At 57.6% G+C, this 24,722-nt stretch carries 20 protein-coding genes; 16 read left to right on the top strand and 4 right to left on the bottom strand.

All coding sequences use genetic code 11. The features are described 5' to 3' along the window. Positions 1–39: 39 nt before the first annotated feature. The gene (locus D8M23_RS10570; protein WP_006888801.1) at positions 40–993 is read right to left on the bottom strand and encodes a 1,4-dihydroxy-2-naphthoyl-CoA synthase; all 954 of its coding nucleotides are present in this window, start codon (positions 991–993) and stop codon (positions 40–42) included. 97 nt (positions 994–1,090) lie between these two features. Here D8M23_RS10570 and D8M23_RS10575 point away from each other — a divergent pair, with 97 nt between their 5' ends. From D8M23_RS10575 to D8M23_RS10610, 8 genes are all read left to right on the top strand, one after another. Beyond that, positions 1,091–1,405, top strand: coding sequence for a nucleotidyltransferase family protein (locus tag D8M23_RS10575; RefSeq protein WP_081481278.1), 315 nt, complete (start codon positions 1,091–1,093; stop codon positions 1,403–1,405). Between the two features lie 537 nt (positions 1,406–1,942). Further along, positions 1,943–3,520 carry a pentapeptide repeat-containing protein gene (locus D8M23_RS10580; RefSeq protein WP_126854742.1) on the top strand — a complete coding sequence of 526 codons (1,578 nt, stop codon included), beginning with the start codon at positions 1,943–1,945 and terminating at the stop codon, positions 3,518–3,520. Between the two features lie 64 nt (positions 3,521–3,584). Further along, the gene (locus D8M23_RS10585) at positions 3,585–4,784 is read left to right on the top strand and encodes a hypothetical protein (RefSeq protein ID WP_126854743.1); all 1,200 of its coding nucleotides are present in this window, start codon (positions 3,585–3,587) and stop codon (positions 4,782–4,784) included. Between the two features lie 3 nt (positions 4,785–4,787). Continuing rightward, positions 4,788–6,443, top strand: a complete 1,656-nt coding sequence (locus D8M23_RS10590; RefSeq protein ID WP_126854744.1) for a hypothetical protein — start codon at positions 4,788–4,790, stop codon at positions 6,441–6,443. Positions 6,444–6,522: 79 nt separating this feature from the next. Further along, positions 6,523–8,070 (top strand): pentapeptide repeat-containing protein, encoded by a 1,548-nt coding sequence (locus D8M23_RS10595; protein ID WP_037287375.1) that lies wholly within the window; start codon positions 6,523–6,525, stop codon positions 8,068–8,070. Further along, positions 8,067–9,065, top strand: a complete 999-nt coding sequence (locus D8M23_RS10600; protein ID WP_006888812.1) for a hypothetical protein — start codon at positions 8,067–8,069, stop codon at positions 9,063–9,065. Before D8M23_RS10595 ends, D8M23_RS10600 begins: the two co-directional genes overlap by 4 nt. Before the next feature lie 35 nt (positions 9,066–9,100). Continuing rightward, a complete protein-coding gene (locus D8M23_RS10605) occupies positions 9,101–10,669 on the top strand; it encodes a pentapeptide repeat-containing protein (RefSeq protein ID WP_126854745.1) in 1,569 nt (522 codons plus the stop codon). Between the two features lie 12 nt (positions 10,670–10,681). Then, on the top strand, positions 10,682–12,055 hold the full coding sequence (locus D8M23_RS10610) for a pentapeptide repeat-containing protein (RefSeq protein ID WP_126854746.1): 1,374 nt from the start codon (positions 10,682–10,684) through the stop codon (positions 12,053–12,055). A 91-nt stretch (positions 12,056–12,146) separates the two neighbouring features. Here D8M23_RS10610 and D8M23_RS10615 read toward each other — a convergent pair whose 3' ends face one another. Then, positions 12,147–12,926 carry an SAF domain-containing protein gene (locus D8M23_RS10615; protein WP_126854747.1) on the bottom strand — a complete coding sequence of 260 codons (780 nt, stop codon included), beginning with the start codon at positions 12,924–12,926 and terminating at the stop codon, positions 12,147–12,149. Positions 12,927–13,386: 460 nt separating this feature from the next. Here D8M23_RS10615 and D8M23_RS10620 point away from each other — a divergent pair, with 460 nt between their 5' ends. From D8M23_RS10620 to D8M23_RS10635, 4 genes are all read left to right on the top strand, one after another. Beyond that, positions 13,387–14,154 carry a DUF6318 family protein gene (locus tag D8M23_RS10620; RefSeq protein WP_238693860.1) on the top strand — a complete coding sequence of 256 codons (768 nt, stop codon included), beginning with the start codon at positions 13,387–13,389 and terminating at the stop codon, positions 14,152–14,154. Then, positions 14,154–15,314 (top strand): hypothetical protein, encoded by a 1,161-nt coding sequence (locus tag D8M23_RS10625; RefSeq protein WP_126854749.1) that lies wholly within the window; start codon positions 14,154–14,156, stop codon positions 15,312–15,314. Before D8M23_RS10620 ends, D8M23_RS10625 begins: the two co-directional genes overlap by 1 nt. A gap of 158 nt (positions 15,315–15,472) precedes the next feature. Then, complete coding sequence (locus D8M23_RS10630) at positions 15,473–16,243, top strand: DUF6318 family protein (RefSeq protein ID WP_126854750.1); 771 nt, start codon at positions 15,473–15,475, stop codon at positions 16,241–16,243. 67 nt (positions 16,244–16,310) lie between these two features. Further along, positions 16,311–17,075, top strand: coding sequence for a DUF6318 family protein (locus tag D8M23_RS10635; protein ID WP_126854751.1), 765 nt, complete (start codon positions 16,311–16,313; stop codon positions 17,073–17,075). A 131-nt stretch (positions 17,076–17,206) separates the two neighbouring features. Here the strand turns inward: D8M23_RS10635 and D8M23_RS10640 are convergent, their stop codons facing one another. Then, positions 17,207–17,638 carry a hypothetical protein gene (locus tag D8M23_RS10640; RefSeq protein ID WP_052029939.1) on the bottom strand — a complete coding sequence of 144 codons (432 nt, stop codon included), beginning with the start codon at positions 17,636–17,638 and terminating at the stop codon, positions 17,207–17,209. A gap of 504 nt (positions 17,639–18,142) precedes the next feature. Between D8M23_RS10640 and D8M23_RS10645 the strand changes: the two genes are divergently transcribed. The 4 genes from D8M23_RS10645 (at position 18,143) to D8M23_RS10660 (ending at position 23,029) form a co-directional block, all read left to right on the top strand. After that, on the top strand, positions 18,143–19,633 hold the full coding sequence (locus D8M23_RS10645) for a pentapeptide repeat-containing protein (protein WP_126854753.1): 1,491 nt from the start codon (positions 18,143–18,145) through the stop codon (positions 19,631–19,633). A gap of 207 nt (positions 19,634–19,840) precedes the next feature. Continuing rightward, the gene (locus D8M23_RS10650; protein WP_126854754.1) at positions 19,841–21,040 is read left to right on the top strand and encodes a pentapeptide repeat-containing protein; all 1,200 of its coding nucleotides are present in this window, start codon (positions 19,841–19,843) and stop codon (positions 21,038–21,040) included. Between the two features lie 77 nt (positions 21,041–21,117). Beyond that, a complete protein-coding gene (locus tag D8M23_RS10655) occupies positions 21,118–22,554 on the top strand; it encodes a pentapeptide repeat-containing protein (protein ID WP_126854755.1) in 1,437 nt (478 codons plus the stop codon). Between the two features lie 31 nt (positions 22,555–22,585). Then, entirely contained in the window at positions 22,586–23,029 is a 444-nt protein-coding gene (locus D8M23_RS10660) for a hypothetical protein (RefSeq protein WP_126854756.1), read from the top strand. Positions 23,030–23,123: 94 nt separating this feature from the next. On the opposite strand, the gene putP is transcribed toward D8M23_RS10660, so the two are convergent. Next, on the bottom strand, positions 23,124–24,665 hold the full coding sequence (gene putP, locus D8M23_RS10665; RefSeq protein WP_023133260.1) for a sodium/proline symporter PutP: 1,542 nt from the start codon (positions 24,663–24,665) through the stop codon (positions 23,124–23,126). Between the last annotated feature and the right edge of the window lie 57 nt (positions 24,666–24,722).

Here is a 24,722-nt window from a genome sequence, read left to right on the forward strand (position 1 = left end):
CCGACACAACAGAACGGTTATTCTGCAACGCGTAAAACCCTAGAAGTAGTAGGGGTAGTTCGACCAGTCGGGGTCACGCTTTTGCAGGAACGCATCGCGCCCCTCAACAGCCTCGTCGGTCATATACGCCATGCGGGTTGCTTCGCCCGCGAAAACCTGCTGCCCGAGCATACCGTCATCGGGCAGGTTGAAGGCGTACTTGAGCATACGGATAGCCTGCGGAGACTGCCGGGCAATATGAGCCGCATATTCCAGACCCTTGTTTTCCAGCTCTGCGTGGGGCACCACATCGTTAACGGCACCCATCTCGTACATGCGCTGTGCATCGTACTCTTTGGCGAGGAAGAAGATTTCGCGCGCAAACTTCTGCCCAACCTGCCGTGCCAAAAGCGCCGAACCGTAGCCCGCGTCGAAAGAGCCAACAGTCGCGTCGGTCTGCTTAAACTTGCCGTACTCTTCGGAGGCGATGGTCAAATCCGCGACCACGTGCAGGGAATGCCCGCCGCCCGCAGCCCACCCGGAGACCAGAGCGATCACAACCTTGGGCATGGTACGAATCAGGCGCTGCACCTCCAGAATATGCAGCCGCCCAGCACGTGCAGGGTCAATAGATTCGGCGGTGTCGCCGCTGGCGTAGTGGTAGCCGTCGCGCCCGCGGATGCGCTGGTCACCGCCCGAGCAGAACGCCCACCCGCCATCTTTGGGGGAGGGGCCGTTCCCTGTCAGTAGCACAGCGCCTACATCAGAGGTCATGCGGGCATGATCGAGCGCCCGGTAGAGTTCGTCCACAGTATGCGGGCGGAAGGCGTTACGCACCTCGGGCCGGTTAAAAGCAATGCGCACGGTCGGCAAGTCGCGCAGGATTTCGCCCGTCTCGTCGCGCTGCACCTGGCGGTGGTAGGTGATGTCGGTAAAATCCTCAAACCCGTCAACGATGCGCCAGTGCTGCGGGTTGAAAATATCGGAAACCTGGGGAGGGAACGTAACAGTCATGCCCCCTATTTTACGCGGGGTTCACCCGCCCGTGTCTCAGGGGCGAAACGGCGCTGCACCCTCAAGGGAACAGCCCGTCAAATGCTACAATCAGGGCATGAGTGGCGTAGCCGGTATTCAACGTATGTACGCTCTTCCACATGAGGAGCGCGTACTTAATATTTTGCGTGCTTACGGTGCTACCCGCGCTCGCCTTTTTGGGAGTGCGGCACGTAACGAGCTCACCCCCACTAGTGATATTGACATACTTGTAGAGTTCGGAAATGATTCCGGGTACCAAGCTTTCTGCAAGAGTGTGGATGCTGCGGTTGAGCTGGAACAAGAACTGCACCGTCCAGTGGATCTTGCGTTATCAATTGATCCACGCATGTGGCAGTATATAGAGCCGGACCTTATTGAGCTTCCCCTATGAAAACCCCGTTACCTTATCTTGAAAATGCGCTGGATTCCGGGCATCGTCTGCTTGCAGACTGGCAGAGGTCCTTAAGGGTATCCAAACGACTCGTGACACCCTAGCTTCTAGCAAATAGTCCACTGCTTGACGGCGGGTGATGCACCCTGAACATCCGTTATTTTCCGCACATACCCGCCTACCGCTTCCGTGGGCACCGTGGTGCATCCTGCGCGTGCCAGGTGCCGCCGCAGGGCACCTGACGCCTGTTCCGGGTATGCAGTATTTTCCCTAGTCGGTGCATATTTTTCCCGTGACTGGCACGCTCTTGCGGTGGTGCCTCACGTTGCGTCCTGCGGGGTGTAGCCCCTAGAAACTTCAAGCAGAAAACCTTATTGTTGTGTGCGCAACATCTGAAAAAATGTAGGTCACCTGCAACCTGAACCTGAGACTTTTATGCATAATCAATGTATAACCGACAAAATTAAGTGCGGACCGGCGAGCACTCCCGTAAGCTGAGGGGACAACACCAGCCGCACATACCTGATGAGGTACACCATGCCCACAACCGACTCACCAGCCCCCGACCCTCGTTTCGACCGCCAAGCCCGTTACATCTCCGCACTGGAACAGCTCGCTGACCCTGTCCCCGTCACGCGCCTTAGCGGAGCCCAGTCCCTCGTATGGCTCATTGACGAATGGTTGGCCGATGAGACCCTGCCCGGCCCCACCCGCCACGCCGAGGCCACCGCGCTCATTGACAGCCTGTGCGCCTACATTCGCTCCCCGTACCCTATGGCCCCCGAATACGAGATACTCAGCCGTGACGAGCCAGACCCGGCGCTGAGTGAGGAAGATAAACGGAACTTCCCGCACGACAAGGCCGAATTCGATGCTGAAGTCACCGTGCGCCTCACCCTGCTGCTGGCGGTGCACACGCGCGTGATCGGTACCCGTGAGAGCCCCGGGCCCTGGTCAGGTTTCGCCTATGATTTCTCCGGCAGTGTGTTCTTCTACCCGGTGAACCTCTCCGGCTCCTACTGGAGCGTACCGCTCAATATGGCTGAGGCAACATTCTGTGCGGATGCCGACTTCTCCAGCTCAACCTACCTCGCGGACGCTATCTTTAACGACACCGTCTTTAATGGCGACGTCGACTTCTCCCACAGCATCTACGGCGCCGATGTCCATTTCAATAAAGTCCACTTTAACGGGGTGTTAAACGCATCTTCGACCATCTATGAGCAGGGCGTGAGCATACAGGGTGTATGCCTCCAGGAGGCCGATCTGAGCGGGTGCCTCTACCACGGCAACACCTGGATCGACATCACCCACCACGGCCACGCCAACCTGAGCCGGTGCCTCTACTACGGGGAGCATATTGACTTATCCTCCAACTACCATCAGGGGGTGACCGCCAATAACTGTATCTACCACGGAAAAACCAGGTTGGGCCACGGTGATGGGGAACGCCTCGCAGACTACAGCCGCAGTGTCTTCTTCGCAGACCTTGAACACGACGAAACCACGTTTGTCGGGCCCATTGACTACAGCCACAACGTCTACTACGGGCACACCGAGATCATTATCAACACTTACCAGGGCGATGTGACCATGCGTGAAAGCATCTACCTTGGGCAGGGGGCCGGGCTGACCTACAACACCTACGAGGCGAAGGCAGACTTCGGCGACTGCCTCTACCTGCAGTGTGTGCCCCCGCCAGAGGGCGAAGACTACGGTGTAGGCAACGCCTACGGGGTGTTCTCCGGAAGCTGCTATGAAGGGCCCGTCACCTATGGCCCCGCCCTCTTCTGCCAGAACGTCAGCCTTGACGAGGTGCAGTACGGCACCCCCGATAATTCGTTCGCCGGGTGCATCTTCAACCCGGCTGTGCGCAACACTTTCAGTGTGGACTGCGACAGCGACTATGAGGCAGAAATACGCGCCGGGTACCCGGTTGGTTCCCGGCTGCTCAACGGCTCGCAGGTGGCCCACATGAATGAACGCTCCCAGCATGTGAGGGAACTGGCGGAGACCCTGCTGCAGGCACCGGCAGACTCTGAAGAGCGGTGGGCCATCCACCAGCAGATACTCACCGTGTGCAACGAGCTGAAACAGTGGGCGTACGCTCTCTAAAAACCACACCCGCTGCCCACCGCATCACCACATACCACCGATAAAACCAGGGGAGTACACCACCGTGAACCCGAGCCAGCCCAACCACACCCAGCGGCATGCCCAAGAATCCGCTGCTGCCGAACAGCTGTACAGCCCAGCCGCCCCCGTGCGCACAGCAGCCGTGAAAACCCTCGTGACGCTCGCCGACGACTGGCTTGCTGATGAGCATGTTCCCGCTGAGCAGGCTGGAACACGCGTGCAGGGCATTATTAACACGCTGTGCGAGTATATTCGCTCACCCTATGCGGGTACCGACAGGTACCTGCAGCTCACCCAGGAAGAACCGGATGAGGCCCTGAGTACCCGAGAGAAACGCCAGTTCTACGCGGATCAGGCGCACCTGATCCAGGAGGGGCAGGTGCGGCAGAGCATCCTTGCGGCCATTATAGAGCGGGTGCGTTGGGTGGGGTACGTTCCGCAGCGGTACACATATTCCATGAGTTTTGGTACTGCCGACGAGGAAACCGTCATCGGCGGGCCGTGGTCCGGGTTTGACTATGATTTCTCGGGCGCGGATTTCTTTTACCCTGTTCACCTTGCGGGGGCTTTCTGGGGCGGGAGGGTGACCGCCCGGAACGCCACCTGGCGGGATGATGTGTTCATGGAGACCAGCGTTTTTAACGGTGACGCGTCATTCTCGGGCGGCACCTACCTGGGGAAAACGATTTACGTGTTTGGGTGCATCTACCGCGGTAACCTGGACCGCAGCCACTGCACCTACGGGGCTGTGGAGGGCAACTATCACGGGTATACCCATGATTTTACTGCTGCCGGTTCTGTGTACCGGGGTGCGGCTGATCTCAGTAACAGCACCTACGACCGGGGCGTGTGCAGCCATGGCAATACCTACTACGGTCCCGCCGATTTATCGGGGTGCACGTACCGCGGCAAGGTTAACTACAGCAAAAACCGGTACGGGGCGAACCTGACAATGCGCGGGTGCACATACGGTGCCTCGGCGCAGATTGGGGAATCCGCACATATGGGGGATGCCGACTACAGCTGCAGCGTGTATGAAGCAGATGCCTCGTTCTACGGGAGTCGTTATCTGGGAAATGCCACCTTTGCGGAATCCCAGTACCGTGGCGGCGTTTACCACGTTTCTGAGCAGTTCATCGGCTCCGCCAATTTTGACGGCGTCCAGTTTGGCCACACCGCGAACCCGCAGGCGTCCAGCAGCTTCCTGGGGTCGTCGGTGTTCGCCGGCGCTATGAAGGGGTAGACAATGCGCACAGAACGCACAGCACGTTTTGAAGAGGCAGTCAGGCAGCTCGGTGGCGGTACGGTTGAGGCTCGGATGGGTGCGGCACGCACCCTTGTCATACTCGCCGATGAGTGGCTGGCTGATACAGCCGTGACGGAACACGAACGCCACCACCAGGTGCAGACCATTATTGACGCCCTGTGTGAGAGCATCCGCTCCCCGTTCTCCCTCGCCTACCGGGCTGAACTCTGGGCCGATGAGCCGACCGGCGACCTGCAGGAGCAGTCCCGGTTCTACGCTGAGCGGGCTGAACTGGTGGCTGAGGCGAAGGTGCGGCGCAGCATCCTGACAGAGATCCACGAACGGGTGCGCTGGATGACCACCAAAACTGTTAGTCAAAACCCTTACGCGCCGCTTAAAACCGGGGATTTCAGCCCCGGAACATGGTCTGGGTTCGCCTACGATTTCAGCGGCACCCTGTTCTTCTACCCGGTGGATTTCAGGGGCTCCTGCTGGGGTCAGGGGCTGAACCTGAGCGGGTGCACGCACCGGGAAGATGCGAACCTCACCGGCTCCTACTATGGCGGGCCCGCAGATTTTAGCGGATCGACCTACGCGGATGACGCCGACTTTTTCGGGTCGGTGTATGCCGGTGCAACGGACTTTTCGGGGTGCGCCTACGGCGGGTACACCCGGTTCGGCGGGAGCCTGTACCGTGAGTTCGTGAATTTCAGCGGTTCAACGTTCGGCCCCTACGCGGGGTTCATTAGTTCCGTCTACCGCTCCGATGCGGACTTTTCGGGCTGCACCTATACGGGGTATATGTCGGCCTCACAGTGCGCCTACCACGGCCGGGCAATATTTACCGGCAGCACCTACAACTCGGATACGCGCCTGAACCACAGCCACTATTCGCGTGCCGCCCGGCTTGACTCCTGCACCTATAAGGGAGACGCGTTCCTGCACGATAACACCTACTGCGGCACGTTCAACGCGAGCGGATGCACTTACACCAACCCCGCCTCTTTTGACCGCTGCACCTACCTGCAGGATGCTTCTTTCGTCGGCAGCACCTTCGGGCACTATTTCACCGGCAGTGATTCGGCATACTACGGCCGTGTTGCCTTCAACAGGTGCCGCAGCACCGGCTATGTGACGTTCGCGGGCAGTATCTTCCATGAGGAGGTCAATTTCACGGGGAACGTGTACGGCATGAACCTCTCTGTTCGGGAGGCGGTGTTCCTTGAGGGGGTGGACTGCAGCAACTCGGTGTGCCACGAACGCGCCGCGAATTTCCGGGAGGCGGCGTTCATGGGCGGGGCATCATTCGCCGGTTTCCGGTTTGTTGCGAACGAACCGGCCTTCGATAGGTGCCTGTTTAACCCGATGGCAGGGTACTTGTTTAATGTGGCGATGGGCAGTGAGCACTGCATCCCCATGGCGGCGGGGTGCCCGTCGTTTCCTATAGGCTCACGTACTCTCACCGAGCAGGGGCTTATCCGCCTGAGCAGCTACCGGCAGAGCATTAACCGGGCGGCAAAGGCCCTGGAGGTTATGACGCGCCGCACCGGGCAGGACTCCCCGGAGGTTCTGGAAGCCCGCACGGAGCTGCGCGCAGCCAGTGAGGCGTTGGCCTCATGGGTGCGTTCGTTAACGGCCCCTGACACGGCACGATAGTAGCGGATGCGCGCATTGGCCCCCAGTAGCGTATGCTAGGGTAACAGTACCAACCACAACATATTGCGAGGATGCCGCAATGACCCCGTCCGCCTCAACGAGTAATCTCACGATGCTGAATCGCCGCGCCCGCTATATTGTGGCGCTTGAGCAGCTGGGCAGTAGCGACCCGACTGTGCGCATGAGCGGCGTGTACGCATTGGTGTGGCTGGTGGATGAGTGGATGAACACTGACGACGCCCCTGCGGCCCAGTGCAGGCAGGAGGCGCAGGCGGCTATCAGCAGCCTGTGCGCGTATGTGCGGTCCCCGTTTTCGTTGGCGTCGGAGTATGCGCGTTTTTCGTCTTTAGAACCTGCCCCTTTCATTAACGAACAAGAGAAACAACTTTTCACGGTTGATAAGGCGCTGTTTGAGGCGGAGGCGCAGGTGCGGGCGGGTATTGTTGAGGCCATCCATTCCCGCACGATTGTGGTGGACGGCAAGCCCGGCGCCTGGTCCGGGTTCCAATTCGACTTTACGGGCAGCGTATTTTTCTACCCGGTCACGTTCACCGGATCCTGCTGGGGGCGGCCGCTGTCGCTGCGCGGGTGCACCTACCACGCCTCCGCAGATTTCAGCCGCTCCGTCTACTACGGGGATGTGGATTTCAGCGACTCCGTGTTCGGCGGGCCCACCAGTTTCGGGTACTCCGTGTACCGGCAGGCCGCTAAGGTGCACGGGTGCACCTTCAACGGCCCCGTATTTTTTGGGGTGTCCCACTATCATCAAGGGTTGGATGCGCGCACCAACCTGTACAATAGCGACGCTGATTTCTCGGGGTCCGTCTACCGGGATGACGCCTACCTGCACGGCTGCAACTACTATGGGGATGCGAACCTGAGCCGCTGCACCTATTTCGGGGAGGCAGTACTGGCCGGGTCCACCTACATGAGAGACGCCGCATTTCAAAGTTCTGTGTACTACGGGTACGCCTCGTTAAGCAGCCGCTGCCGGGAGCACGCCGACTTTAGCCACTGCGTCTATTTCAGCGACATGGACATGTACGACTCGCAGTACCGCGGGTACACCGACTTCACCCACTGCGTCTACTACGGGAACGCCAATTTCGGGGCGTCCTCCTATGAGGGCACGGTCAGCTTCAGCGGCTCCACCTACCTGGGGGATGTGGCAATGGGCCAGTGCCGGTACGAGGCTGGCGTTGACTTCAGCGGCTCCCTCTACCTGGGCGGCCCCAGCCGTGAACCCGCCGGGATGGCCGGGTCCTCCTACGGCGGCGCCGCCAATTTTGGGCAGTCCATCTACTGCGGTACCGCCGATATTGGCGAGTCAAAGTTCATGGCGGGCGCCCCCTCCTTCGACGGGTGTATTTTTGACCCCACCGTCAATAACTATTTCGGTAACGGCCCCGGCGGCCGGTACGATATTCGGCTGGTGGGCGGCTTCCCCGCGGGCGCGCGGGCACTCAGCCTGTCGCAGGCCGCGCAGATGGGCGTGCACCTGCGCGCCATCGAAGCGCTTGTGGCATCCCTGTACGATGTGCCGCCCGGCACGGATGCGCACCGTGGTGTGCACCAGCGGGTGCTTGAGGCGTGCACCGTTTTTGCGCGGAGGGTACGGTCACTATGAGCGGTTATTTTTCAGCGGATGTTGCCCTCACCGGCCGTCACGCCAGGTTCTCGGCGGCGGTTGGTGAGCTGAGCTATGAGAGCGGTCTGAGCGTTGAGGCGCGCCTGGGCGCCGTGGGAGAGCTGGTGCGACTGGCCGACGAGTGGCTGGCTGACGTCTCCGTGTCTGAGGGCGCCTGCCACCGTGAGGCGCAGGACATTGTCAGCGCCCTGTGCGCCTACGTGAGCACCCCATTCCCACTGGCATCCCGCGCGGAACTGTACGGTGAGGTGCCCCCGAACCTGGACCAGCAGGAAACGCTGCAATTCCACCGGGATAAGAAGGCACTCACCGAAGAGTCGCGGGTGCGGGTGCGCATCCTGGAGGAAATCCACACCCGTGTGCGCTGGAAACCAGCGGGCGGGGCCACCAAGAAGAAAGAATCGCAGCAGGTGGCTGCTGGGGAAATCACCCCCGGGCCCTGGTCAGGGTTCTACTTCGAGTTTTTCGACTCTGCCTCGTTTTCGTCTGCCGAGTTCTTCTTCCCGGTCGATTTCTCCGGCTCATACTGGGGGGAGGGGCTGTACTGCCCCGGCGCGTTCTTTGCACAGTCCGTCACGTTCAGCAACTCGTTCTACGGCGGGAACGTCTCATTCATCGGCACCCACTGTCAAGGCATCGCGGACTTCAGCGGCTGCACCTACGCCGCCAACGCCGACTTCGGGGTCACCCGGTACCTGTCTCCCGTCACGTTCAGCGAGTGCATCTACCGGGGCGAGGCGAACTTTAACGAGAACCAGTACGGGGAACGCGCCGATTTCTCCGGCTCAACCTTCGGCAAAGAAGCGGTATTCGCCGACTCGGTGTACAGCACCAAAACCGTTTTCAGCTACTCCGTATTTTCTGCCGCAACAGACTTCAGTAATATTGTGCTGGCGGGGTCGTCACCGTCGTTTAAAAAATGCGTTTTTGCGGTGGGTAAAAAGCCCGCACGCCGCGAGTTTAAGCGCGCCTAGGCGGGGCCGCCAGGCGTTGGCGACAGAAGGAGCATATGGTGGATGCGGTGAACCTGCACGCTGGCGGCTGCGCTGATAGGGCTGCTGAGGCGCTCTCCCGTATGAGGGACACCGCCCTGCCTGCTGTATCTAGAATGCGTGCGGTGGATGAGCTGGCGGCACTGGCCGACGAATGGCTGGCTGATACATCCGTGGTGGAGCAGGAGCGTAACCGCCGCGCCCAGGATATTATTACTGCGCTCTGTGACTACCTGCGTACCCCATACCCGTCTGAGCCGCAGGGGCAGGGGAGAGAACCACAGCACCACAGCAGCGAGGGTGAAACCACAGAAAAAGAACCATCGTTCTATAAGGGTGAGGCTGAAACACCCCCGAACAGCACCACCGAGACGCCCCTGCGGCAGCATATTCTGAGCACCATCCACCAGCGGGTGCGGTGGGAACCGGCCTTTGGTGGTGCGCGCAAGAACGCTGCGCGTCACCTTGAGCGGGGCGCGGTGACGCCCGGCCCGTGGTCACACCTGGTCTTTGATTTTTCTGGCGCCGAGTTCCGCCACACCGTTAACCTGAACGAATCGTACTGGGGCGCGGGCGCGAATTTTTCGGGGTGCAGCTACCGTGAGACAGCCAACCTGAGCGCCAGCCTATACGCCGCGGCAGCACATTTTACGGCATCCACCTACTACGGCAAGGCGATCTTCCGCAATAGCGTGTACCGTGCTGCCGTGCATATGAGCGGATGTGACTACCGGGGGCAGGTGCACGCCCAAGCCACGGTGTATGAGGCTGAGGCCAAGCTATCGGAAAACACCTACCAGGAAGACGCCGACTGCACCCGCTCCACGTGGCGGGGGCGTCTTAACGCCAGCGGTTGCACCTATGGGCGGGATGCGAATTTTGCGGAGTGCACCTGGGGCTGCGACGTTACCCTTTCAGAGTGCACCTATGAAAAGGACGCGGTATTTATGAGTACCGCATTTCACGGTACCGCCCACATGGAGGGCTGCACCTACCGGGCGGGGGCCTATTTTTCGTACAGCGAGTTCCGGAGTGACGCTGATTTCAGCGGCAGCGTGTTCCGCCACGATACGGAGTTTGTGGGGTGCCGTTGGCGCGGCAGCGCAGACCTGAGCGGCTGCACACTGCACCACGTTTCTTTCGAGGGATCCTCCCACCTGGGGGCAATAACCTTCCGGGGCACCCAGTTTTCGGGCGGCCGCTGCGTGTTTGACCGTTCAGTGTGCGCAGGCGGTATAGATTTTACGGGGGCCGCGCAGGCTACCAGCACTGCACAGGAGAGAGCTGCGGGTGAGCCGCAGGTGTCTTTCACCGATTGCTTCCTTAACTCACATCATGAAAACTATTTCGCTCATCCTGTGTTTACCGGCAGCGGCTTACCTGCCGGTTCACGCTACCTCACACCTGAAGAAATGGAGGATTTAGCCAACCGACTGGCGGCGTACGCGAGTGCGGCACAAACGTATCATGATGCGGCTGAAGGGCCTGCTAAAGAGGCGCTCGCCGCCCGTGTGCGCAACCTGGATAACGCCATCGACCAGTGGGCATACGCGTTAACGAACCGCGCAGCCTATAGCGACTGGTGAACGGCGCCTGCGGTGAGTGAAGCACACGGCAAAAGCGTGGATGAGGCCAAGCGGCTGCGGCGCCTCAAGAGCGCGCTTGGGCGGCTTAATGGGGTGGTTCCTGCTGGCGGCGGGTCTGCCCCAAGTGTTGCGTCGCGCCTGAACACGGTGGATGAGCTGGCGGCACTGGCCGATGAGTGGCTGGCTGATACGTCCGTGGTGGAGCAGGCGCGTAACCGCCGTGCCCAGAGCGTTATTACTGCGCTGTGTGACTACCTTCGTTCTCCTACTAATGACTGCGATACGGCACCGGCTGACGCTGCGCACCTCAGCCCCGCAGGTCGCATTCGCACGCACATCCTTGATACGATCCGGCAGCACGTGCGCTGGCGAGAAAACCCTCACCCGGTGGGGCCCGTGCACGCTGAGTTGAGTACAGGGGAAGGTACGCATCCTTTGGCGGCGGAGCTTAACCAGCCGCCGAAACCGGGAGCGGTCCTGCCGGGGCCGTGGTCGCATCTGGCCTTTAACTTTTCGAATGCGGTGTTTTACGATGTCGTTGATCTGGGTGAGGCGTACTGGGCTGGGCCGGTTACTTTCGATGGTGCAGTTTTCACGCATGACGCATATTTTTGCAACTCGCTGTACGGTGAGGATGCGGTATTTAGCCGCTGCGAATACCGCGGATATGTCCTGTTCTCAAACTCTACCTACTGTGGTGCGGCGTCTTTTGCAGAATCGACCTACCACAATATTGTATATTTTTCCGGTTCTGTGTATGAGGGGTGTGTGGTTTTTACCGGCTCCAGCTACCGTGCAGCAGCCGACTACGGGTGCAGCACCTACAACGCGGGGGCAGACTTCAGCGGCTGCACACACCACGGCACGGTCACCTACCATATGAGCGCCTACGGCGGGGAAACCAACTTTACGAACAGCCTCTACGAGTCGCATGTGCATGCGGCAAACAGCACCTACAACGCTCAGGTGCTTGCCACCGGGTGCCTCTACAGGGGCCGCGCGGACTTCTCAGGAAACAGTTTCGCAGAAGGTGCCAACTTCTCCACGGCGGCATACGATGACGGTATCACCCTCACCGGCTCGATATTTGCAGGCCCCACCGTGTTCGCCAGCTGCCGTTTTGTGGGGGACGCCGACTTCACCGACTGCACCTGCACCACCAGCGCTGATTTTAGCGGCACCGTCTACTGGGACAACGCGCATTTTGACCGCGCCGTTTTTGCAATAGCCCCAGTTTTCACCCGCGCACGCTTCACACCCGATGCCGCCATGACAAGCGTGGGGGCTCTATCCGCCGGGGCGCCCCTCACCGCGGGGGAGGGGGAACTGCCGCCCGGTGCCAGGCGTCTAACCGACTGGCGGGACGTGGAACGCGGCCGCACCTAAATGCACAGCCGCACACGGCACCTTCTGTACAGTAAACAGGTGAAAGGAAAACGCCCGCACCTTCCGGTGCGGGCGCCTCACAAACATATAGTTACTTTTTCTCCCCGAGTGCTATGGGTACGAGAGAGATTTTTGCGTTGGTCGAGTCCGCCTGTATGACGGGGTAGAGAGAATTGGACGCTACCCATAGCTGCACGGTGGCTTTGCCGTTGGAACCGAGCACGCTTTCTTCGACCGAGATATTCGAGATCTCAGCATCTTTCGCAATGGGGGTTGAGTCGTCGGAGATTTCGCTGTTTCCCCTGCCGTCCGCAGAAGACGACCCCTGGGAACCACCATTATTTTTGTCATCTTGCGGTTTTTTCTGTGCGGAGGAGTGCTGCGAACCTACAGAGAGGGTGCTGTTTGAAGCCCATATATCTACATGGTCACCCGCTTTGAGGTTAGTAGCTAGACCCCGGTCTACCTTAACGGTCACAAGCCGACGGTTTTCCCGCACATTATTGCTGGCAGAATTTTTGCTGACCACCTCGCCCGCAGGGATAAGCCGAACAGCCGTTAAATCACCTTTTTGCACTTCTTCAGCAGTGAGATAGTTTTGGGAGGCAGACCCCAGGTTAGCCTCAACGGGGGTGAGCTTATCGGTCGAGATTTTCTCCCCGATCGGGATGTCATTCTTCGCTATATAGTACTGGGTGTTGCGGTTATTCAGCTGGATAACTGCAATAGTGCCAACAAGAGAAACCAGAACCAGCAGGATACCAACAATAAATTTGGGATCTTTCAAACCTGGGCGTCGAAGGCGGGCTGAGGTCTCGGGCTGCTCAGCGAACGCTGGTTTCAAGGTGCCGTCTGGGAGGTTGCTGCTCATGTGTGGTTGTGTCTTTCGGTCAGTGCCCGTTAGGGGCGAAGCCGGGCGGGCCTAAGGTGATTTGCTGTATTTATCTGAGCACAAACAGGGGCTATAAAGCAAATAGCAGACTATTCACCATAGAACGCCTCCCTGGCATATCTGCTGGTGAGGGAACGGAAGATTTCCCTCCCCGAATACCCCTGAAAATATTGAAACCGTTACTTCCTTGCCTTAGCAGGCTGCTATACGGGAGGAAAGACAAAACACACTACCAGCAGCTACCACAATAAATATACTTTTTGGGCGTGTTACATCCACTGAGCCTTGATTTGTTGAGTCTCAGCCCGTAGTCTAAGGGTACGTATTCACATTGAACCAATAAGATTGAGGCGCTTCCGGGCCTGACCATGTGGGTGTATTTTCTGCCGCCTGTTGTGCACGGGGCCTTCTGATGCTGATGAAGGAGAGAACTCCCGTGATGGTAGAACCGAACACTGACCGTATTGTTCCGCGTCGTCGTGCACTGCTGCTCGCCGGTGTGGGGTTAGGGTCACTGGGTCTTGCGGCCTGTGGTGGTGGGAATAAGGCGGCTGAGCAGGAACCCAGCAGTTCCAGTTCTGCTTCAGAGACACCTCAGGACAGCGGTAGTGCTAGTCCCTCTGTCTCTGGGGAGGCATCTAATACCCCTGACCCTAGTTTTTCAAAAGGGTATTCCGGTGGTGAGAAAGCCCCTGATGGGAAGTATGTGATGGCGGATTATCGGGGTCCTGCGCAGAATGTTCGTGTACCCGCCCGTCCTGATGAGAGTTATAAAGTAAATTCTTTGGAGGGCTTGAAGAAGTCAGTCTTTGCTTGGGTTGAGTGGAGTAACTATGGGATTCAGACTGGGGATTTTGATGTTGCTCGTCAGTTTGTGTCGAATGAATTCACGGAAGAAGTGAAACGCTATGATTACTACACTAAGCTCTATCAAGAAGGGGGCTGGATTATAGATGGTATAGATGTTTTTGAGTTTCATGGGGATGATCCCGTGATGAAAGATGATGGTACATATCTGTGGGAATTTTATCTGAAGTGGGTTAAACAGATTGAAGTTAAAAGTGACGGGAAATGGAAACCTTGGGAGAATAAACGTCATGATGATGATACGTTCCTGCTGCATATTCGCCATACAGACGCTGGGTGGAAGATTACCGGAATGTCCCAAGTAACTGGCCAGAAAGATAAGAGCGAGGAGAGGGGTTAGTGAAAAAATCTTCTTCTGTACTTCTTAGTTTTTCGCTTGTTTTTAGCACACTGTATTTATCGTTTCCCGGTGTTTATGCATCTGAAACCTGTACTACAGATAGTGGTAGTGGTAATGGGAAAAACCATGTGGGTGAAACATGCACTGAGATAAGCCCAAAAAGGGGTGCTAATAGTGATGATAGTGGTGAAGAAAGCAACGATAGGCTACAAATTCAACAGCAGTCTCCTGGTATGACTGAGGAAGAATGGAAAGCGTACCTTGCGGAACATTATAGTGAAGAAAAAACCCCTAGTGGTGAAACATATTACGTATCTAACACCACCAGCGGTTCTTGTATTACTACAGATGGTAAACCCGGAAAACTGAACCCTCGAATGGGGTACGGGGAAGACGGCAAGGTTGTTCAAGCTGTTCCAGGTGCTCCGCTACAGGGCCGAGCAATGTGCGTGGCAACGGATGATAAACCGGCCGAACAGATAGAGCAGGAACGAGCCAGTTATGAAGAACAGATGGCTGAGATTAAGCGACGCTTTGTTGAGATGAATCCTGCAACCCCGCAACTGCGGCTTAACGATTACCCCAGCCCGCATGTGTGGAAAGATGAGAATGCTCATTTCTATGTCGATTTTGAAGGTTCTAATCAGTTTGAGGGTGAGCTGAAAGCGGGGCACGTGCGTATTGAAGCGGTTCCTATCTCGTATGCATTTGAGTCTGGGGACGGGGGTCAATATTCTTCATCTGTTGCTAGTGGGAAATTGCGTGCACGGAGTCAAGAAGAAATGCCGAAGACACCCAATAGCTATATGTATAAAGAGTCTGGTAATTATCATGCTTATGTGACGGTTACCTATACCGGGCGGTTTAAAGTTGGGGATGGCCCTTGGCATCCAATTGACGGGCAGATCACGAAAACCAGTGAGGCTGCCCTGGTGCGGGTCTGGGAAGTAGAGACCCATAATGTTGCGAAGCTGTGCACTGAAGACCCGACCGCGTGGGCGTGTCCCGGTAGTAAATATCGGCCGGATTATAATAACCCCAACCCGCGTCTTGCGGTGCCGGATCCGCATACTGGCCAACAGTGGCATAAAGATAACGCTGGCAGCGGTGATACCGAATGGTGGCGGAAACCCGTTAAAAAACAGACTGGTTCACGCTAAATCACACCGTAGCGCGCTGCCAGCTAGTGACCAACGAATTAGCATAACAACAATAGTAAGAATGTTTTCGGGCAGAGCACAGGGCCCGTGTTCTGCCCAAAAAAATTCTCTAATTGACCTATTGCGGTGAATCCGCGTCCAATATTAGGAGTTCTCTGATGGGGTATTGCGCTCAAACCATACTGTTCAACCGTCGCCGTGCATTGTGGCTGGCTGGTGTGGGGTTAGGGTCGTTGGGTCTTGCAGCGTGTGGTGGTGAGAATAAGGCAGCTGAGCAGGAATCCAGCAGCTCCAGTTCTGCTTCAGAGACACCTCAGGACAGCGTTAGTGTTAGTCCTTCTGTCTCTGGGGAGGCATCTAATACCCCTGACCCTAGTTTTTCAAAAGGGTATTCCGGTGGTGAGAAAGCCCCGGAGGGGAAGCATGTGATGGCGGATTCTCGGGGCCCGGCACAGAATGTTCGTGTGCCTGCCCGTCCTGATGAGAGTTATAAAGTAAATTCTGTAGAGGGCCTTAAAAAGTCAGTCTTTGCCTGGGTGGAATGGCGTAATTACGCCGTTCAGACCGGGGATTTCGATATTGCTCGTCAGTTTGTGTCGAATGAATTCACGGAAGAAATAGAACGCTATGATTACTACACTAAGCTCTATCAAGAAGGGGGATGGATTGTCGATGGTTTAAAGGTTTTTGAGTTTCATGGGGATGACCCTGTGATGAAAGATGATGGTACGTACCTGTGGGAGTTTTACCTGATGTGGGTTAAGCAGATTAATATCCAGGGTAACGGAGAATGGGATCTTTCGGAGAATAAACGTCATGATGATGATACCTTCTATTTGCATATTCGTCACGCAGATGGTGGGTGGAAGATTGTCGGGTTATCTCCGCTAACCGGGCAGAAGGATACGAGCCAAGAGAAAGAGCAATAAGGAAGAACCTGTTTCTCTAAATACTTTTCAGAATGGGTTTATATTAACCCGAGAAAGACAGATAATCATGAACTATATGCCCATGCCTGATCCGAGTATGTTCACTCGCCGTCGTGTGTTGTGGTTGGCTGGTGCGGGGCTAGGGTCTGTGGCTTTTACCGCCTGTGGTGGTGCTGGTAATACTGAAGGACAGCCAGCTTCTCCGTCTGAGGCTGGTTCGTCGGCACCGCAGGCCTCTTCTTCGTCTGGTGCCTCTGGTGATGCTTCGGCAACCTCTACTCCTGTGGGGGAGACGTTTAGTAAGGGGTTCTCAGGTGGTTCGCAGGCACCGGAGGGTGAGTATCGTCCTGCTGATAATAAGGGCCCGGCGCAGAATGTTCCCAAACCCCAGGAGCCTGAGGGTATGAACCTTGAAACCCCGGAAGCGTTTTTTAAGTTTATTGAGTATTGGAATGAGCAGCGTAATTATGCTCTTCAAACGGGGGATATTATGGGGTATGCGCATATTACCTCGGGTGCTTTTACTAAGGAACTTCAATTTCTTTCTTACCTTAAATCTGTGTATGAGAAAGGTGGCTGGGTGATTGGGGGTCTTCGAAAAATCTTTTATGAGAAGGATAGTTTTGAAAAAGTGTCGGGAAAAGACTATCAATACTCTCTCTTGGGCCGCACCGCTATTCCTCCTACACTAACATTTGATAATGAGAGGCGCACTATTCGCACGGAGGATTTCACTGAACAAAATAAATATAGTGTGGAGTTTAGGATTGTCTACACTGGAACTGATTGGTTGATGCGAGGGGTGCATAATACTGTCAAATCCGATAACTAAACGGAATCTATAAGTACTGTGAAAATTCTAATCCTTGACCCATCACAACTACATAGACCAGATAAGCCCCAAGAGCACCTATTCACGGTCACATTTCTGCTGCGGATAATTTTGCGGTGCTAGGCACAGGGTTAGTTAGTCTGCTTTGTATTCAGCCGTGCACTTGAATTCGCGCTCACCTCAATACCATCAGGCACCACAATACTCACGAGCGGCGGATGAATCCGTCCCCGCAGCCTAATACGCACACTTTCCCCATCACTGACATCAACCGAGTCAATGCTCAGCCCGCTAAACTCCCGGCTTGCCCCACTGGCAGCTAAATACTCCGCCGCATACGCCTGGGCCTGGCTGGGGCTGAGCGAAACACCATTAAACGCTGCGGCACGCTGGTCTTTCGCTAACCGCCGCGCTACTGCCGAGGCTTGGGCGTCCGCAAAATCAGTGAGCCGCTGGGTTTGTACGTGCGCGCCTGTGATCGCTAGCGTTACTGACCCAATGAGCAGAAGCAGCGCGCACAGCCCGGCAATTAGGGGAACAACACTGCCTTCTTCTTTCTTCACTGTGTTGTGGGTGCCAGTATTGTCAGCAGCGGTAGTGTTTTTCCGTGCTCTGCCTAGATACTGCACTTGTTAGCTCCCTCAACGTATTGAATATGAAACCACCGGAAATGCCCCACTGCCAGTGGCGAGGGAAATAGTGAATTCTGCAATTTAGACGCTAAAAATAATACTAACCTATTTTCCTGGTGCTTTTCATGTGATTGTTTGCTGGTGGGTGTTTTGGGGTGCTGCTGGTTATGCGGGTTCTGCGCCCAGAAAAGTATTTCACCCCGGCATATTGGTATGCCTGCTGGTTGAACGGCTCGTAAGTTTAGGTGCGAGTCTCGGGGTGTTTTTTCTGACTGTCCTGTTGGGTGCATGAGCGTGTTCATGGTGGGCTGCGGCCGGTGACCCTGCTGTTCTGTCTTCGCGGTTTGTGCGGTAACCGGCACAGGTGTGGTGCGGGGGCGGGTAGGGTATGCTAAGGGGGCACATTACCCGTCCCATCACCGTGCAGGAGCGAGAATGGCCTCACCAAGTGCACCAACGTCACCCATGAAAGACAACGCCGACTACATTCTGGCTGTGGAACAGTTGGCCCGCGGCGCCTTTACTGAGCGGCGGGCTGCTGCGGATACGCTGGTGGGGCTTGCCGACGACTGGTTGTCTAATGCCACAATCAGTGCTGCGGAGCGGGATGCCACCGCCCAGGTGGTGGCTGACGCATTATGCGCGTATATTCGCACCCCATTACCTCCTGAACAAGAGGCGGAAAACCCAAGAAACACGGGGGAGAACCCGCCCGAAAAAGAACGGTCATTCTCTCACGGTGAAGGGCCGCTGAACGAGGGTGCTGAGGGTACCCTGCGCCAGCATATCCTTGAGGATATTCATCAGCGGGTGCGGTGGCGCCTGAACCCGGGGGAGCAGGTGGGGGAGTACGAAACCCCGTTGCAGGCGCAGACGACCCCCGGCCCGTGGTCACACCTGGTGTTTGACTTCACGGGCGCTATCTTCTGCCACCCGGTGGATTTCACCGGTTCATGCTGGGGACGTACAGTGAGCTTCGCGGGGTGCACTTTTGTTGAGGCCGCTGACTTCTCCTCATCTTTCTACGAGGGGGACGCCATTTTTGAGGGCGCCACCTACCGTTCGGGGGCCGGGTTCGTGCAGTGCGTGTACCACCAGGATGTGCGCCACACCGGCAGCGTCTACCGGATCGGTGCAGAGTTCGGGGCCAGCACCTACCGGGGCGCGGCCGACTTCTCACGGGCGCGCTTCTACGGCCCCGCCGATTTTGGGGTGTCTGTCTTCTGCGGCGGGCCGCAGCACCCCGTAAATTTCAGCTGCTGTGTCTTCGCTGAGGCCGCCGACTTCTCCAAAAGCTGCTTCTGCTCATACACCGATTTCTCAACGGCGCAATGGCTGGACGGGGCGTTCTTCGAGTATTGCATCTTTTACGACGGTACCGCCATGCGGGGCAGCTCGTTCACCGGGGAAGCAGTCTTCGCCGAGGCCGTATTCTTGGCGGACGCTAACTTCTCAGACATCACCTGCGAGGCGGATGCCGACTTCGATTCGTGCGCCTTCTACGGCAACTACCGCAGCGATGAGAGCGAGTATGAAGGGGCCGTTGGCTTCACTAACGCCCTGTTCCTGGGGGACGTCGATTTCGCGGGGGCACGGTTCACAGGCGATGCGCCGTCGTTTGATGAGGCGGTGTTCGCCCCCGGAGCGCTCACCCGGCTACCGCACAAGAATCAGCCGAGTGATGGGCACCAGCACCCGGATACCGTCCCGGTCATGAAGCTGACGCAGGCCCCGGCGGGTGCGCGGCTGCTTCCCACTGACGAGGCAGAGCAGGCGCACACGCTGCTGAGCACCATCCCCCACCAGATCGCTGCAGTGCAGGGCAGGGAGGGCGAGAACATGAACTTCCTGACCGTCAGTGATGAACTGCGCGCGGTAACTGAAAGCCTGTGGGAATGGTCGCAGCAGGTCAGGGACGGGGAATAAACAGCACCGGCAGCCGCTGGCGGTGCGCCACCCATAACAGGTGCCTCTCGTGTGAACGCTGCGGGCGCATAATTCCGGCACACACAGAACCTTCATTGTCCCGTCCTCACGCGGTTTATACGGTGACCGAGCCCGGTGTGGTGCGGGACTGGTTGGGGTATGCTGAGGGGGCAAATGTTCACCGTATTAACCGCATAGGATTAGAGAATGGCCTCACCAAGTTCACCAGCTTCACCCGTTAAAGACAACGCCGATTACGTTCTGGCTGTGGAGCAGCTGGCCCACGGTGCCTTTGCTGAGCGGCGGGCTGCGGTGGATACGCTGGTGGGCCTCGCCGACGGGTACTTGGCGGATACCTCCCTGGACGAAAACACCCGTAACACCAACGCTCAACACATTATTAACCGATTGTGTGAATATATTCGTTCCCCGTATGCTCTTGCCGGTGAGTACGATGTGCTCACCCGCACCCCTGTACGCGAACTGCCCGCCGAGCAAGAACCCACCCGGTACCGTGCCGATAGGGACGCCCTGGCGCAGGAGGCCCAGGTGCGCGGGCATATTCTGGGCAGTATCCACGAGCGTGTGCAGTACCTGCGCAGAGCAGAAAGTGATACACCGCAAGAGGCCCTGGAAGCACTACGGCCCGGCCGATGGTCGCACCTTACCTTTGACTTCACGGGCGCCGACTTTTTCTACCCGGCGTACCTGAGCGAATCGTACTGGGGCGCGGGGGCCACCTTCACCGGGTGTACCTACCGTGATAAGGCGCGCGCCGATGGGTCCGTGTACTGCACCGACGCGGACTTTTCAGGCTCCACCTACCAGAAAGAAGCAGACTTTTCGGAGTGTAAATTCTTAGGCACCGCGCGTTTTACACAATCAACCTACAACGAACTGGCCTTCTTCAGCGGAGCTATCTTTGCAGGCGATGCCCACCTGAGCGGGTGCACCTACGTGGGAGTGTTCTTTCAGGGCTGTTTCTTCTTCGGGCAGGTGAACCTGAGCGAATGTGTTTATGACGGGCCAGCCCAGCTTGAGATGAATTATTATTCACAAGCCGTGGATTTCAGCGGGTGCACCTACAACGACTGCGCGGACTTCTACGAGTGCCTGCACGGCGGGCCGGTCACCTTCACGAAGAGCGTGTGCGAGGAAGGCGCCAATTGTGGAGGCTCCATCTACCTGGGTGATGCGGATTTTAGCGGCACCCGGTTCAGCACCAAACCCTACTTTGAGGGGACTGTGTTCGCCGATGGCACCGTAAACAGGTTCCTGGACTCCGCCCCGAACACCCCGCCGGATGGGGCCCGCTGGGTGAGCGGCGAAGAATACACTCAGTGGCAGCAGCAGAGAGAGCTCATTGAGGAAGTCAGCAGCATCCGGCAGGTGCATAACACCCGGTAGGGTCGGGCAGAAAACCACACACGCCAGCACACGGCACGGGGCAAAAGCATACCGCAACAATAACCTGGGAGACATACATGACGGGCACACAGGGGGAGGGGCACCTCACCGAAATAACCGCGCACGGGTGGGGCCCAGCACATGATAGGCGCCGCACCCACTACCTCAAAGCCCTGGAGCTGCTGGGGAACGCATCGGCAATAACGCGCCTTGGCGGGGTGAGGGTGCTTGCCCAGCTGGCCGACGAATGGTTAGCCGACGCCAGCATACCCGCGCCGGTGGGCCGGGAACAGGCACAAACGATCGTGGATATGCTCTGCGCCTATGTGCGTCTGCCTTTCCCCCTGGCCCGAAACTGCCCCCAAGCCCCCGCCAGCACCCCCGAACGGTCGTCGGATACAGGTATGGCACGGCAACACCGCATTGATGAGGCCGAATACCTGGCGGAGGCGCAGGTGCGTTCGCGTATCCTGGCTGAGATTCGCGGGCGGGTGCGCCAGCCTCAGCCGCTGGAGGATACGGCCGCCGGTGGGGAGGCAACCCCAGGGCCCTGGTCGGGGTTTGACTTCGACTTTTCGGGGGCAGAGTTTTTTGACACGGTGGATTTTAGCGGGTGCTGCTGGGACGGGCGGCTTACATTCGCGGGTTCCACGTTCTGCGGTGCGGCATCCTTCAGTAACTCGGTGTACCGCGGGCAGGCGGGCGTGTCGTTTGAAGAGTGCACTTACCGTGCGGGCACCTGTCCCGAGGCGACAGCGCCCGTGGGAGCAGATTTTAGCGGCTCGTATTATGGCGGGTTCGTGAGTTTTGCCGGTTCAACCTACGGGGCAGACGCCTGCTTTAGCGGGAGCGTGTACTGCGCGGGGGCCGACGCCCAGGACTGCACCTACACGGCCGACTCCATGTTCAGCGGATGCACCCACTACGGGCCCGTCGCCCGCACCGGCACCTACGGCGGGTGTGTTACTGCGGCCGACAGCACGTTCTATTCTTCTGTATCATTCGGTGGTGAGGCCGCTGGATGCGCAGATTTTAGCGGCTGCGCTTATTATGGGCCCACCTATTTTAGGGGCACGTTCCGGGCCGAGGCGGATTTCGGCGGCTCCATCTACTGCGAGGGCGGCCGCTGGGATTCTTGCGAGTTCCAGGGCCAGGCGCTTTTGGGGCGTTCGCTGTTTCTGGGGCCTGTATCGTTCGCTGAGGCGCAGTTCGCGGCGGGCAGCCCGGTGTTTGAGCAGAGCGTCGTGAGTGTTTCCCCCGATGCTGCGGGGTGCAGTCCAACCGAGGAAACCCCAATCGGGGCGCGTCTGCTCACCGGGGAAGAAGCCCGCGAGGTCACCCCGTGTGCCCGGGCCGTCATTGAGGCGGCAGCTGCTTTGCCTCAGCCCTGTGTCCCGCACGATCATGCTGCTTTTGAACCGGTGCAGGACGCTGAAGAGCAGGTGCGTGCCTGGTTCGACTACCTGTGCTGCGCAGACCCGCCGTCGCGCACCGGCAGGAACACCTTGAATTAGCGCACCGTTGGTGCATCGCAAAGGAATAAATATGGAGCCAGATGAATTTGGGCGAATCATTGAGCTGGAGGACGCTATTGAGGAGTCCGATATTTTCACGCGCTACAGCGAGTATATCGACCGAGTGATTGAGTTCACGGAGCGTAACGTTATCCCGTTAAGCGAGCAGCCTGAGGTACTGCGGGAGTATGTGGGGCACACCCGGGCGTACCGTTGCGGGAGCATTGATGCCGCTGAACTGGAGCGGCGCCGGTTAGAGCTGATGAAAAAGCCCTATGCACAGAAGCAGGAAGAAGCAATCGCAGCGCATATGGATTACCTGTTGTGGTTCGAATTTTTAGACGGCACGACCCCCGAATGGCAGCAGGACAGCCATACCTCCTACCTGCTGGATGGCTTGTACAAGATACAGCACGGTATGGCGCTGTGTGAAGAACTGTACGCACACGTTATGGGCACAGGGTCAGTGAGTTAAAACTTTAAGAAGCGATTCTCCCACTCAGCCCCTAGCGGGCGGGTGGGAGAATCGCTTCTTATCTGGTGTTAGCCGCGCGGCGCACCTGGCGGGCTTATGCCTTGGCCGCCTGTTCTTCTTCCTTGGCGGGAAGACCAGCGGTGGTGAGCTTTGCGAGGTTTGCGGCCTCTTCAAACTCCTGCTCAATCTTGTCGTTCTTCTGGTAGGTAGCCAGAGAGACCACGACGGTCACCAGGAAGGCTAGGAAGAACCCGGGGATCATCTCGTAAACCTCGATCGTTTCGGTGAGGTTGAAGACCTGGCGCCAGAAGAAGGTGACGACAGCACCCACGATCATGCCCGAGACCGCACCCGGTAGGGTGAGCTTGCGCCAGTACAGGGAGAGGATCACGATCGGGCCGAAGGCCGAACCAAAGCCTGCCCAGGCGAACTCCACGAGCGAAAGAATCGAGTTGTTCTTATCGAGCGCCATGAGAGTCGCGATGACCGCCACGATTGCTACGCCCGCACGTCCGAGCCAGAGTGACTGGTTCGCGCTGAGCTTCTTCTTCACAAAGACACCGTACAGATCTTCCACCAGTGCCGAGGAGCAGACCACCAGCTGCGAGGAGAGCGTGGACATAATAGCCGCAAGAACAGCAGCCAGGATCATACCGGCGATAAAGGGGTGGAAGAGAATCTGCGCGAGATCCAGGAAGACTGTTTCCGCGCTTTCCTTATCGGTGAGAGAAATGTCGGGGTGGGTTGCAAAGTAGGCTACGCCCACGAACGCCGTGCTGATGGAGCCTACCACGGTCAGCAGCATCCAGCTCATGCCGATGCGACGCCCGGCTTTTGCATCCTCGGGGGTGCGCAGCGCCATGAAACGCACAATAATATGCGGCTGCCCGAAATAGCCCAGACCCCAGGCGAGCGCCGAAGCGATGCCGATGAATGTAGTTCCCGCGAAAAGTCCCAGGGCGTCGGGGCGAACGTTGGCGACGGCGTTTGTGACGTGGTCGAGTCCGCCCATATTGGTAATAGCCACGATCGGCACAGCAATCAGTGCGGCGAGCATCAGCAGGCCCTGCACCATATCGGTGTAGGAGGCGCCCATAAAGCCGCCGAAGAAGGTGTAGAACATGGTGATACCGGCGACGAGGAGCATACCGGTGAGGTAGTCCTGGTGGAAGGAAGACTCGAAGAATTTACCGCCAGCAACCATGCCGGAGGAAACGTAGAAGGTGAAGAAAACGAGGATAATAATGCCTGCAAAAATACGCAGAATATTGTATTTATCGTGCAGTCGGTTGCTGAGGAACACCGGGACGGTCACGGCATCGCCAGCGACTTCGGTGTAGCTGCGCAGGCGGGGTGCAATATATTTCCAGTTGACCCATGCGCCGATTGTCAGACCGATAGCAATCCATGATTTGGAAAGACCGGCTAGATAGACAGCGCCGGGCAACCCCATCAGGAGCCAGCCGGACATATCGGCGGCGCCTGCCGAGAGAGCCGCGACGGTGGGGGAGAGCTGCCGCCCACCCAGCACATAATCGTCAAGGTCGTTATTTTTACTGTTTGCCCACAGCCCGATCACGATCATGGCGATGAAATAGATCGCCAACGCGATGACTTGGAAAGTACTATCGGACATTTTTCTCCCTATTTCGGTGGCAGGTCATTCTTTCAAGCAATTGAATATTTATACATA

It is taken from the genome of Rothia sp. HSID18067, from assembly GCF_003989445.1.
In the GTDB taxonomy this organism is placed as follows: Bacteria; Actinomycetota; Actinomycetes; order Actinomycetales; family Micrococcaceae; genus Rothia; species Rothia aeria.